The following is an 11,639-nucleotide window of genomic DNA, read 5'->3' on the forward strand; positions in this document are numbered from 1 at the left end:
GATGCTCCTCATGGACTCCCTTCTCCGCCTTGCGATGCACGCACCCCAACGCCGCCCCGCCCGCCCTTCGGGCGGACGACGGGGGTTTGAAGACGCCCTAGGAGGCGTCGCCGGTGCCGGCGGTCCGGAGGGCGAGGGCCGGGTCGGCCGGGTCGGTGGCCTCGGCCCGCAGCAGGCGCAGCAGGAGGCGGCCGGCCCGCTGGTACGGGGTGTCGTCGTCGTGCAGCACGGCCTGCGAGTTGGCGGTCTCCAGGACCGCGATCAGGGCGAAGGCGAGGTCGCCGGGGTCGGTGTCGGGGCGCAGGGCGCCGGCCGCGCGGGCGTCGGTGAGGGCGGCCGTCACCGTCTCGTGCCACTCCCGGGAGCAGGCGGCCAGCGCGTCCCGGACGGCGCCGGGGCGGGCGTCGAACTCGGCGGTGACCTCGTAGAAGAAGCAGCCGCCGGGGAAGACCCGGTCGCGGGAGTAGGCGAGCCAGCTCTCGCACAGGGCACGGGCCCGGGCGAGGCCGGGCGGGGTGTCGGCGACCGGGACGACCACGGCGTCGGCGAAGATCCGGCGGGCGGCCCGGACGGTGGCGAGCTGCAACTCCTCCTTGGAGCCGAAGCCGGCGAAGACGCCGCTCTTGCTGAGTCCGAGGTCGGTGGCGAGGCGGCCGATGGAGAGCGCTTCCAGGCCTTCGACGGAGGCGATCGCGACGGCGCGGTGGAGCACCGCCCGGCGGGTCTCCTCGCCGCGCAGGACCCTTCCGTCCGTGGTCGGTCCGGTCATCGTCCGCCCCCGTTCTGCTCGCCGTGCGTGCGCCCAGGGTAGTGCGTGGGCGGTCGGTGCCCCGAAAACTGAACGAACGATCGTGCTAATATCTCGCGCCGAACCAGGACGCGGCACGAGGAACCACCCCGCACGGCCCCGCAGGAACACCCGTCAGCACCGACCGGGAGGCCCGATGGACCCGACCCAGGCACTGATCCGCACCGTCCTCAACCCCACCGCCCGGATCGCCCCCGACCTGGCCGGCCGGGCGGCCTTCGAACTCTTCCGGCGCCCGCTCCGCCGCAGCCGGGTCCGCCCCGACGAGCAGGACGTCCACCGGCGGGCCGTCCGCGAGCCGCTGGCCGTCGACGGCGGACAGGTCGTCGGCTACCGCTGGGGCGGCGGCGAGCGCCCCGTCCTGCTGCTGCACGGCTGGCGCTCGCGGGCCTCCCGCTTCGCGCCCTTCGTGCCCCGGCTGCAGGCGCTCGGCCTCAGCGTCCTGTCCTTCGACGCGCCCGGCCACGGCGACTCCGGCGGGCACGCCACCAGCGTGCTCGAGTACCGCGACATCGCGCTGCGGCTCCAGGAGCGCTACGGCCCGTTCGAGGCCGTGGTCGCGCACTCGCTGGGCGTGTGCGCGGCCTTCGGCGCACTGGCCGACGGCCTGCGGGCGGGCCGGCTGGCGGCCGTCTCCGGGGTGTCCGAGGTCGGCTTCTTCCCGACCGCGTTCTGCGCCGGGCTGGGCCTGAACGCCGCGGTGGAGGAGGCGCTGCGCCGCCGGATCGAGCAGGAGCTGTTCGCCGGGGACGCCGGAGCCTGGGAGCGCTACGACGCCGCCCTCCAGGCGGGCTCCCTCGACCTGCCGGTGCTCCTCCTGCACGACGAGGGCGACCGGGTCGTCCCGCCGGCCCAGGCACACCGGCTGCGGCGGGCCTTCGGCGACCGGCTCGACCTGGTGGTCACGCAGAACCTCGGCCACCGGAGAATCATCAGGGAACCGGCCGTCGTTGACCAGGTGATCGGATTCATCGCCGCCGGCTCGGAGGTCGCTGCCGCATGAAGCTCGTCGAACTGCACGCCCGCGCCATGGAGTTGGCCACCGGGGTGGTGGACGGCGTACGGCCGGAGCAGCTGGACCTGCCCACCCCCTGCGCCGGGTGGACACTGCGCCGGCTGCTGGAGCACTGCGTGGGCCAGCACCGGGGCTTCGCCGCGGCCGCCCGCGGCGCGGGGCCGGACCTCGCGCTGTTCGCGGACGCCCCGGTCGACCCCGACCCGGCGGAGGCCTTCCGCCGGACCGGCACCGAACTCACCGCCGCCTTCCGCGCGGCGGCCGCCGCCGACCGTCCGCTCTGGCTGCCCGAGATCCGCGACGGCGCTCCGTTCCCGCTCGCCCAGGCGGTGGGCTTCCACCTGCTCGACACCCTGGTGCACGGCTGGGACGTCGCCGCGGCGCTCGGCGCCCCGGAGGAGCTGGTCGCGGCGGTGGACGGCGACGACGCCCTGGTCGGCGCCCTGCTGGCGGTGACCGAGGCCGTCCCGAACACCCCGGAGGCCCGGGCCCCCGGCCGGGCCTTCCGCCCGGGCCTCGAACCCGGCGCCGCCGACGGCCGGTTCGACCGCGCCCTGGCCCTGCTCGGCCGCGACCCGGGCTGGAAGGCCCAGGGCTCCTGAAGCGGGGGCCCGGGGCTCCTGAAACGAGGGTTCGGGGCTCCTGGAGTGCCGCGTCCGCCGGATCCGGGAGGCCGGCCGGGCCCTAGGCCTGCCGGGCCTTCCGCTCCCGGTTCTCGTCCGGGAAGCGCGGCCCGCCGATCAGGAAGAACAGGGCGGCGGTCGGAAAGCCGAGCGAGGCGGCCAGCAACACGATGAACTGCCAGAACATCTTCCGCTCCTCGTCACTCCCGGGCCGACCGGACACCCGAAGGTGGTGCCAAACCTGACCGGCCCCGATTGGCCGAATTGTCCAGTCGCTATCCGACGGTATGGCCGAATTGCGCCGGCTGCCACCGGGCGGCGGGCGCCGGCCCGCGCCACACCGACGCAAGGGGCTGGGCGCGGGCCGGGGGCGGCGGCCACACTGTCGGGATGCAGCTACAGCTCGCAGGGGAAGCACGGCGGCCCGACCGGGAGAGCGAGGACTTCGCGGCGGCCTCGCCGGAGGCGCTGGTCCTGCTGGACGGCGCCAGTTCGCCGGCCGGCCTGGAGTCCGGGTGCCGGCACGGAACGGCCTGGTACGTCCGCCGGTTGGGGGTGCACCTGCTCGCCCGGCTCACCGACCGGGCGGACCGCTCGATCACCGAGTGCCTGGCGGACGCGATCGTCGAGACGGCCGCGCTGCACGGCGGCCGCTGCGACCTCGCCCACCCCAACACGCCCGCCGCGATGGTGGTCGCGGCCCGGCGGCACGGCGAGTCGCTCGAGTACCTGGTGCTCGGCGACTCGCTGCTGGTGCTGGAGTTCAAGGACGCCCCGCCCAAGGTGATCGGCGACAACCAGCGCTTCCCCGGCGGGGAGGAACTGCGCCGCCAGGTCTGGGCGACCGTCCCGGGCTCGGCCGAACGGGCCGCGCTGCACCTGGAGTACGCGACGGCCGTGCGGGCCGCCCGCAACCGGGGCAACGGGCCGTGGATCGCCGCCGCGAGCCCGCGCGCCGCCCAGCACGCCGAGACCGGCTTCGTCCGGCTGGACCGGCTGCACGCCCTGGCCGCGCTGACCGACGGCGCCTCGCGTTACACCGAGCGCTTCGGACTGGGCAGTTGGGGCGACGTGCTGCGGTTGCTCGCGGAGGCCGGCCCGGGCGAGCTGATCGCCCAGGTCCGCGAGGTGGAACGGGCGGACGCCGCCTGCGAGCGGTGGCCGCGCGGCAAGACCCACGACGACGCCTCGGCGGTCTACGCGCTGCTGTAGCCGCCGGCCCCGCCGCGGCACCGGGACGGCCGGGCCCGCCGTACCCCGGTTCCCTCGTACCGCCGGTTCCCTCGTACGCCCGGTACGGCAGGCTACCGTTGGGCCGGACGCAACAGACCGGGGCGTGGCCGATCCTCGCTCCACGTAGGACCGGGGGGTGGGTGCGGGTGGATCCGCTGTCGTTGTCGGCGGTGACGGCTTTCCTGGGCGCGGCCGGCGCGGGGATGGCCAACGAGGCGGGCAAACGCGCCTGGGAGACGGTCGGCGGGCTGCTGGCCCGTGCGGTGGGGCGGGAGGTGCCGGCCCCGGTCGGGCAGGCGGAACGGGAGTCCGTCGCGGGCCTGCTGGTGGCGCAAGCGCTCCGCAGCCCGGAGCAGGCCAGGGCGCTCGCCGCCGTGATGAGCGGAGGGGGCGCCGCTGCGGCGGCGGCGCACGGCGTGCCGCGCTCGCTCCCGGCCTCGACGCGCTTCTTCACCGACCGCAAGGGACCGCTGGCGCTGCTGGACCGCGAGGCCGACCGCAAGCCCGACGGACTCCCCAAGGTGGCCGTCCTGCACGGGCCGGAGGGGATCGGCACCAGCGCCCTGGCCGTCCACTGGGGCGGTCGCGAGGCCCGCCGGTTCCCGGACGGAACCCTGTACGCGGACCTGCGCGGCGGATCGGCGAACACCGCCCCGACGGCCGCGACGGTCCTGAGGCACTTCCTGTCGCGGCTCGGAGTCCCGGCGGAGCACGTGCCGCCCGCGGTGGACGACCGGATCGACCTGTTCCGCTCCCTGCTCGCCGGGCGCCGCATGCTGGTCGTGCTCGACCACGCCCGGTCTGCGGCGCAGGTCCAGCCGCTGGTCACGGCCGCACCAGGGGTGTTCACCGTGATCGTCGCGCGCCGTCCCCTGACCGGACTGGACGCCGTCACCATTCCCGTCGGCCCGCTGTCCGACAAGGACGCCAAGCGCCTGCTGACCGACCTCGCGGGCCGGCCGGCCATGACCACGGCCCGGGCCGCGCTCCCCTCGCTGCTGGAACGCTGCGCCGGCTCACCGCTCGCGCTGCGCACCATGGCCCCGCACCTGGCCGAGGGGTCCCTCCTCGGTCCGGCGGCCGCGTCGTCCCCGGTCCGGGCGGCGGCCGAGGAGGCGTACCGTCGCCTGGCCCCGGACGCTGCCCTGGTCTACCGGTTGGGCTCGCTGCGCCCCTGGCCGTCCCTCCACGCGGGCGCCGTGGCGGCGGCCGCCGACGTCCCGGAGGCGGAGGCGGTCCGGGTGCTGGCCGAACTCGCCGACCAGCAGCTGCTGGAGAGCACCGGGGACGGCCGCTACCGCTACCGGCCGGCGGTGCGCGCCCACGCCGAGGAGGCCGCGGTCCGCGAGCACGGCCTGGCGGGGTGCGCCGCCGCCGTGGCGCGCGCCGTGGACTGGTACCTGCGGTTCGCCGTCCAGGCGGACTACGCGGCGCTGAAGGAGCGCTGGCACCTCGGCCCGCTGTACGCCGAGCTCGGCCCGGGGCCCTACGAGGACGAGGGCGCGGCCGTCGCCGCGCTGGCGGCCGAACTCGGGAATCTGGTGGAAGCCGTGCTCGCCGCCGAGGAGTTCGGCCGGTTCGACACGGTCTGCCAGAGCGTCGAGGCGCTCTGGGCGGTGCAGCTCAAGGCCGGCTGCCACGACGCCCTGCTGCCCGCGCTGCGGGCCGGGGCCCGCACGGCCGAACGCCACTGCCGGGGCACCCGGACGGCCGGCCGGATGCACACCCAACTCGCCTTCGCGCTGATGGAGTCGCGTCAGGACGAGGAGGCGGAACGGGAGTTGCTGGCGGCCGCCGAGGACGAGGCCCGGGCCGGCCACCTGCGCGGCCGGGCGACGGCCGTCGAGTCGCTGGGCCTGCTGCGGCTGCGCCAGTGGCGCTTCCGGTCCGCCCTGGAGTGCTTCGAGCAGGCCGACGTGCTGCTCGACGGCATCGGCCCGGCCGACGACGGCGCCGCCGATCTGCCGCGGGCGCACGCGCTGCTGCAGCGCCACCGCGGGCGGGCGCTGCGGGGCCTCGGCCGGTTCGACGCGGCGCGGCAACGGCTCGCGGCCGCACTGGAGTTCTTCCGGGACAGCGGGGAGCGCTACAACACCGCCCGGGTGCTGACCGACCTCGCCGAGCTCCACCTCGACACCGCCGAGCCCGACGCGGCGCTCCTGCTGGTCGACGAGGCCGCCGCCCTGCTGAGCCGGGAGAACGCCGCCGTCCACCTCAGCTACCTGGCGGCCCTGCGGGACCGGTGCCGTCCCGAGGCCCGGTGACCCGCACCCGCACCCGCTCCCGGCGGCTTCCGGTCCGGACCGTCAGCCCGGTGGCGGCCAGTTCCGTCGGGTCGGAGCCGGTGCGCAGCCGGGCGTGCAGCGCCGAGGCGTGCGCGCCCGGATCGCCGTCGGCGTCGGCCGTCAGGCGGAGCAGCAGGCCGCTGCGGTGCAGCACGGTGCACTCCCGCGGGCCGGTGACGTAGGCGGCGAGCGAGGCGTACCGGTGGCGGCCGAGCACCTCGGCGGCCCACTCCAGGGGAGAACCGAACCGGGGGTCGTCCGCCTCGCCGTACCGGAGGACCACGTCGGCGAGGTCCAGCACGCCGGGATCGAGGGTCTCCTCGTGCACGGCGAGGTGGCCCTCGCCCTCGCCGCCGGGGTCGTGACGGGGCTCGGCGAAGCGCTGGACGGAGACCGTGCCGTCCGCCGCGGTGCTGGTCAGGACGTGCAGCGGGGCGGTCCGCAGCGGCGGCTCGTACGGGGGCAGCGGCAGCGGGTCGAGCAGCGCCGGGGCGGTCGGCTCGGGGATGCCGATCAGCTCGTAGAAGAGCCCGCGCAGCAGCTCCGCGGAGCGTCCCGGGTCCGAACTCGTCAGCGTGGCGGGCCCTTCGAGGGGGCGGTGTCCGGCCAGCACCTCCTCCACCTGGGGCAGCAGCGCGCCGTACGGATCGAGGCGGGGCGCGGACCGGACGAACGCGGCGACCGGCGACGACGCCCCGAGCACGTCCGGGTCGGCCGCCCCCAGCAGGACCGGCGTGCCGCACGCGGCGGCGTAGTAGCTGACCGACCCGAAGTCGCCCAGGACGAGGTCCGCGGCGATCAGGGCCTGCCGCCAGCCCTCGAGCGGGTCGACGAGGGCGAGCCCGGCCCGCCGCGCCCTGTCCAGCCAGAGGCGGATCTGGCCGGGGCCGTGGCCGTGCCAGACGTTCGGGTGGAGGACGGCCGCCACCCGGTACTCGTCGACGGGGAGTTCGGAGGTCAGCCGGGGCAGCAGGAGCGGGAGGACGTCCTCGGGGCCGGCGTCGCCGAAGAGCGAGGTCGGGTTCCAGGTGGAGTTCAGCAGGACGAGGCGCTGCCCGGGACGCACTCCCAGGGCGCGCCGGTACCGGTCGCGGTGGCGCCGGGCGGCGAGGATGCGGTCGAAGCAGGGATCACCGGCCAGCACCGCGGTCGGCAGGGCCTCGGGGCAGGCTTCGGCGAGCCGTGCGACCTGCTCGGGGTGCGAGAACACCATGGCGTCCGCGATCGGGGTGCCGTCGTCGGACAGGACCCACTCCGGCCCGAGCCCGAACACGCTGTCCGGTGTCCGGTGTCCGGTGTCCGGTGTCCGGTGCGGCCAGTTTCTTATTGTATCCGGCGCCGTGCGAGAGGACGGCCAACTTCCCCTTCAGATCGGTGAGTTGGCCGCCGAAGCTGGCAGACACCGCGAGGTCCGCCGGCACCGAGAGCGCCTGCTCCCAGGGCAGCACCGGGACTCCCGTCGCGGCGAGCAACTCCGCCACGCCGGAGCGGAACGGTGACGAACCGGGGCAGGTCGCCAGGATCTGGAGCCGGAGGTCGTCCCGGAACAGCGGAAGCACGTCGAGCAGCCGGGTCGCCGCGGTCACGTTGTGGACGACCAGCAGCACCCGCCGGCACCGCCCGCGGGTGGTCCAGCGGTCGGCATCGGGCCCCACGGGTACGCGAACCCAGTGCCTCAGGTCCTCGCCCACGCGCTGTCCCCGCCCTTCCGCTCAGGAGCCCCCGGCCACCGGTCCGGTCACCCGGCCGAAAGGATCAACGTATCGCGGAGGGGCCCCGAGGCGTGCGGGCGCCGGGAAACGGCCGGGCGGCGGCGGGACCGGAGGTCGGTTCCGCCGCCGCCCAGGGGGCCGGGATCAGTGCGCGTCGGTGGGGACGGTGCCGAGGCGGCCGGCCTGGAAGTCCTCCAGGGCCTGCTGGAGCTCGCGGTGGCTGTTCATGACGAACGGGCCGTACCAGGCGACGGGTTCGCGGATCGGGAGGCCGCCGAGGAGGACGACCTCGAAGTTGGGGTTGCGGGAGTCCTGGCTCTCGTCGGCGCGGATGGTGAGGGAGTCGCCGTCGCCGAACAGGACGGCCTGGCCCATCCCGAACGGGCGCCGCTCCTGGCCGGCCGAGCCCCGGCCGGCCAGGCCGTAGGCGAGGGCGTTGAAGTCGGCGCGCCAGGGCAGGGTGATCTGGGCGCCGGGGCTGATGGAGGCGTGGATCATCGTGATCGGGGTGTGGGTGGCGCCGGGGCCCTGGTGGCCGTCGATCTCGCCGGCGATCACCCGGAGCAGCGCGCCGCCGTCCTCGGAGCTGAGCAGCTTGACGCTGCCGCCGCGGATGTCCTGGTACTTCGGGGCGATCATCTTGTCCGAGGCGGGCAGGTTGACCCACAGCTGGAGGCCGTGGAACAGACCGCCGGACATCACCAGCGACTCCGGCGGGGTCTCGATGTGCAGCAGGCCGGAGCCGGCCGTCATCCACTGGGTGTCGCCGTCGGTGATGACGCCGCCGCCGCCGTGCGAGTCCTGGTGCACGAACGTCCCGTCGATGATGTAGGTGACCGTCTCGAAGCCCCGGTGCGGGTGCCACGGGGTGCCCTTGGGCTCGCCGGCCGCGTAGTCCACCTCGCCCATCTGGTCCATCATGATGAACGGGTCGAGGTGCTTGGTGTCGATCTTGGCGAAGGCGCGGCGGACGGGGAATCCCTCGCCCTCGTAGCCCTCGGGGGCGGTGACCACGGTGCGGACGGGCCGGGCGCTCGCGACGGCCTGGTCCGGCGTGGTGACGCGCGGAAGGGTCAGCGGGTTGTCGACGGTCACGGCGGGCATGTCGGCCTCCTTCGGGGGGTCTCTGGCCTACGTCCACGAGGTTAGTTCAATTCTCAACAACAGGCAAGTTGAAAATTGAACTAAGTGGTTGCGGAAGAGCGCGGCTCCCCTCCCAGGATGGGCCGCCGGGCGGCGCGGCGCGCGTCGGCCCGGCCGGCCCGGCCGCAGGGCGGCGGTCGACGGGCGACGGTCGACGGGTGACGGGTGGTGCGCGACGGGTCAGCCGTACATCCGGCGCATGGTGAAGTCGACCATCTGCTCGACCGCCTTGGCGTCGAACACCATCCGGTGCTCGCCCTCCATGTCCAGCGCGAAGCCGTAGCCGGTCGGCAGCAGGTCCAGCACCTCCGCGCCGGTGACCGTGAAGTGCTTGGAGTCCTTGCCGGCGTAGCGGCGCAGCTCCTTGAGCGAGCTGAACATCGGGATCACCGGTGTCGGCGTGTTGTGCAGCGCCAGGAAGCCGGGGCGGTCGCCGCGCGGGCAGTGCACCTTCGAGGTGATGAAGATCGCCTGGAAGTCCTCGACCGCCATCGAGCCGGTGGTGAAGGCCCGGACGGCGTCCGCCAGGGACGGCGGGGAGGGCTCCGGGTACAGCGACTGCTGGGGCGCCTGCCCCTGCGCGCCGTACGCGTCGGGTCCGGGCATGCCGTTCATGCCCGGCTGCGGACCCGCCTGCTGCTGGTAGGGGTCGCCCGGGTATGCGTTCTGGTCATATCCGTACACACGGACAGGCTAGCGGGAGCGCACCCGCCCGCGCTGGCGCCGATCCTGACAAGGAGTGGCCGCGTCGGCTGTGGGACGTGACCACGTTCATAGCCGATTCACCGCCGAGGGCTTGCCCAAGTTACCGCTGGGTAGCATCATGATGCCTACTGGTGGGTACGGGGCGCCCGAAACGAGGCGGTCACCCGGAAGCGACGAACCGGAGAAAACAGGCCATGGGTCACTACAAGTCCAACCTGCGGGACGTGGAGTTCAACCTCTTCGAGGTGTTCGGTCGCGACCAGGTGTACGGCACCGGACCGTTCGCCGACATGGACGTCGACACCGCGAAGAACATCCTCAGCGAGATCGCGCGCCTGGCCGAGAACGACCTCGCCGCGTCCTTCGCCGACACCGACCGCAACCCGCCGGTGTTCGACCCGGAGACCAACACTGCCCCGATCCCGGCCGCGTTCAAGAAGAGCTACCAGACCTTCATGGACGCCGAGTGGTGGCGCCTGGGCATCCCGGAGTCCATCGGCGGCCAGGTCACCCCGAACTCGCTGATCTGGGCCTTCGCCGAGCAGATCCTGGGCTCGAACCCGGCCATCTGGATGTACTCCTCCGGCCCGGCCTTCGCCGGCGTCATCGCCGAGGAGGGCACCGAGGAGCAGCTCGAGATCGCCAAGCGGATGACCGACCGCCTGTGGGGCTCCACCATGGTCCTCACCGAGCCCGACGCGGGCTCCGACGTCGGCGCCGGCCGCACCAAGGCGATCAAGCAGGAGGACGGCTCCTGGCACATCGAAGGTGTGAAGCGCTTCATCACCTCGGGCGAGCACGACATGTCCGAGAACATCATCCACATGGTGCTGGCCCGCCCCGAGGGCGGTAAGCCGGGCACCAAGGGCCTGGGCCTGTTCATCGTCCCGAAGTTCGACTTCGACTGGGAGACCGGCGAGCTCGGCGAGCGCAACGGCGTCTACGCGACCAACGTCGAGCACAAGATGGGCCTCAAGGCCTCGAACACCTGCGAGATGACCTTCGGTGCCAAGCACCCGGCCAAGGGCTGGCTGCTCGGCGAGAAGGTCGACGGCATCCGCCAGATGTTCAAGATCATCGAGTTCGCCCGCATGATGGTCGGCACGAAGGCCATCGCCACCCTCTCCACCGGCTACCTGAACGCCCTGGAGTACGCCAAGGAGCGCGTGCAGGGCGCCGACATCTCGCAGTTCCTGGACAAGACCGCCCCGCGCGTCACCATCACCCACCACCCGGACGTGCGCCGCTCGCTGCTGACCCAGAAGGCCTACGCCGAGGGCATGCGCGCGCTGGTCCTGTTCACCGCGTCGGTCCAGGACGACATGCTGGCCGCCAAGCTGCGCGGCGAGCGCGACGAGGCCGCCGAGCGCCTCAACGACCTGCTCCTGCCGATCGTCAAGGGCTACGGCTCGGAGAAGTCCTACGAGCAGCTCGCCCAGTCCCTGCAGACCTTCGGTGGCTCCGGCTACCTGCAGGAGTACCCGATCGAGCAGTACATCCGCGACGCCAAGATCGACACCCTCTACGAGGGCACCACGGCGATCCAGGGCCAGGACTTCTTCTTCCGCAAGATCGTCAAGGACGGCGGCCAGGCGCTGACCGCGCTGTCCGAGCAGATCCAGAAGTTCCTCGCCTCGGCCGAGGGCGGCGACGCCCTGGCCGCCGAGCGCAAGCTGCTCGCCACCGCCGCCGGCGACCTGGAGGCGATCGTCGGCAAGCTCCTCGCCGACCTCTCCTCGGTCGAGCAGGACGTCAAGAACATGTACAAGGTGGGCCTCAACACCACCCGCCTGCTGATGGTCTCCGGCGACGTCGTGGTCGGCTGGCTGCTGCTGCGCCAGGCCGCGGTGGCCCTGGCCAAGCTGGAGGCCGGCGCCTCCGAGAAGGACGTGCCGTTCTACCAGGGCAAGGTCGCGGCCGCCCGCTTCTTCGCCAAGAACGTCCTGCCGACCGTCGCCCCGCAGCGGGCGATCGCCGAGGGCATCGACAACGAGATCATGGAGCTGGCGGAGGAGGCCTTCTAGAAGGATCCTGAAGATCTTGCTGGCGGAGGGGCTGTCCCGGTTGGGGACAGCCCCTCCTGCGCTATGTGGTTGCGAGGGTGATGGTCCAGGT

Annotated in this window: 10 protein-coding genes; 5 read left to right on the forward strand and 5 right to left on the reverse strand. The window is 73.8% G+C overall.

Translation table 11 applies throughout. The features are described 5' to 3' along the window. Nucleotides 1-97: 97 nt before the first annotated feature. Nucleotides 98-769, reverse strand: coding sequence for a TetR/AcrR family transcriptional regulator (locus ABT247_RS26600; protein ID WP_350746930.1), 672 nt, complete (start codon nucleotides 767-769; stop codon nucleotides 98-100). Nucleotides 770-944: 175 nt separating this feature from the next. On the opposite strand from ABT247_RS26600, the gene ABT247_RS26605 reads away from it, so the two are divergent. Both ABT247_RS26605 and ABT247_RS26610 read left to right on the forward strand, forming a co-directional pair. Further along, nucleotides 945-1,811, forward strand: coding sequence for an alpha/beta hydrolase (locus tag ABT247_RS26605; RefSeq protein ID WP_350746932.1), 867 nt, complete (start codon nucleotides 945-947; stop codon nucleotides 1,809-1,811). After that, nucleotides 1,808-2,425, forward strand: a complete 618-nt coding sequence (locus ABT247_RS26610) for a TIGR03086 family metal-binding protein (RefSeq protein WP_350746934.1) — start codon at nucleotides 1,808-1,810, stop codon at nucleotides 2,423-2,425. Before ABT247_RS26605 ends, ABT247_RS26610 begins: the two co-directional genes overlap by 4 nt. An 82-nt stretch (nucleotides 2,426-2,507) precedes the next feature. Here ABT247_RS26610 and ABT247_RS26615 read toward each other — a convergent pair whose 3' ends face one another. After that, nucleotides 2,508-2,633, reverse strand: coding sequence for a hypothetical protein (locus ABT247_RS26615; protein WP_350746936.1), 126 nt, complete (start codon nucleotides 2,631-2,633; stop codon nucleotides 2,508-2,510). Nucleotides 2,634-2,836: 203 nt separating this feature from the next. Here ABT247_RS26615 and ABT247_RS26620 point away from each other — a divergent pair, with 203 nt between their 5' ends. Continuing rightward, nucleotides 2,837-3,658 carry an integrase gene (locus ABT247_RS26620; RefSeq protein WP_350746938.1) on the forward strand — a complete coding sequence of 274 codons (822 nt, stop codon included), beginning with the start codon at nucleotides 2,837-2,839 and terminating at the stop codon, nucleotides 3,656-3,658. A 191-nt stretch (nucleotides 3,659-3,849) separates the two neighbouring features. Next, nucleotides 3,850-5,943: a tetratricopeptide repeat protein gene (locus ABT247_RS26625; RefSeq protein WP_350746941.1), complete on the forward strand. Its 2,094-nt coding sequence runs from the start codon at nucleotides 3,850-3,852 to the stop codon at nucleotides 5,941-5,943. On the opposite strand, the gene ABT247_RS26630 is transcribed toward ABT247_RS26625, so the two are convergent. The 3 genes from ABT247_RS26630 to ABT247_RS26640 all read right to left on the reverse strand — a co-directional run bounded on the left by ABT247_RS26630 (nucleotide 5,894) and on the right by ABT247_RS26640 (nucleotide 9,503). Further along, nucleotides 5,894-7,237: a hypothetical protein gene (locus ABT247_RS26630; RefSeq protein WP_350746944.1), complete on the reverse strand. Its 1,344-nt coding sequence runs from the start codon at nucleotides 7,235-7,237 to the stop codon at nucleotides 5,894-5,896. The genes ABT247_RS26625 and ABT247_RS26630 overlap by 50 nt on opposite strands. A gap of 583 nt (nucleotides 7,238-7,820) precedes the next feature. Further along, on the reverse strand, nucleotides 7,821-8,780 hold the full coding sequence (locus tag ABT247_RS26635) for a pirin family protein (RefSeq protein WP_350746947.1): 960 nt from the start codon (nucleotides 8,778-8,780) through the stop codon (nucleotides 7,821-7,823). 219 nt (nucleotides 8,781-8,999) lie between these two features. Next, nucleotides 9,000-9,503 (reverse strand): SseB family protein, encoded by a 504-nt coding sequence (locus ABT247_RS26640; RefSeq protein WP_380413491.1) that lies wholly within the window; start codon nucleotides 9,501-9,503, stop codon nucleotides 9,000-9,002. Between the two features lie 215 nt (nucleotides 9,504-9,718). On the opposite strand from ABT247_RS26640, the gene ABT247_RS26645 reads away from it, so the two are divergent. Then, the gene (locus tag ABT247_RS26645; protein ID WP_350746950.1) at nucleotides 9,719-11,548 is read left to right on the forward strand and encodes an acyl-CoA dehydrogenase; all 1,830 of its coding nucleotides are present in this window, start codon (nucleotides 9,719-9,721) and stop codon (nucleotides 11,546-11,548) included. The last annotated feature ends 91 nt before the right edge of the window (nucleotides 11,549-11,639 follow it).

This window comes from Kitasatospora sp. NPDC001539, assembly GCF_040298565.1.
In the GTDB taxonomy this organism is placed as follows: domain Bacteria; phylum Actinomycetota; class Actinomycetes; order Streptomycetales; family Streptomycetaceae; genus Kitasatospora.

What these genes read in the sequence shown, in the direction of transcription:
- ABT247_RS26600 (WP_350746930.1), bottom strand. Translation starts at nt 769, where the DNA reads ATGACCGGACCGACCACGGACGGAAGGGTCCTGCGCGGCGAGGAGACC.
- ABT247_RS26605 (WP_350746932.1), top strand. Translation starts at nt 945, where the DNA reads ATGGACCCGACCCAGGCACTGATCCGCACCGTCCTCAACCCCACCGCC.
- ABT247_RS26610 (WP_350746934.1), top strand. Translation starts at nt 1,808, where the DNA reads ATGAAGCTCGTCGAACTGCACGCCCGCGCCATGGAGTTGGCCACCGGG.
- ABT247_RS26615 (WP_350746936.1), bottom strand. Translation starts at nt 2,633, where the DNA reads ATGTTCTGGCAGTTCATCGTGTTGCTGGCCGCCTCGCTCGGCTTTCCG.
- ABT247_RS26620 (WP_350746938.1), top strand. Translation starts at nt 2,837, where the DNA reads ATGCAGCTACAGCTCGCAGGGGAAGCACGGCGGCCCGACCGGGAGAGC.
- ABT247_RS26635 (WP_350746947.1), bottom strand. Translation starts at nt 8,780, where the DNA reads ATGCCCGCCGTGACCGTCGACAACCCGCTGACCCTTCCGCGCGTCACC.
- ABT247_RS26645 (WP_350746950.1), top strand. Translation starts at nt 9,719, where the DNA reads ATGGGTCACTACAAGTCCAACCTGCGGGACGTGGAGTTCAACCTCTTC.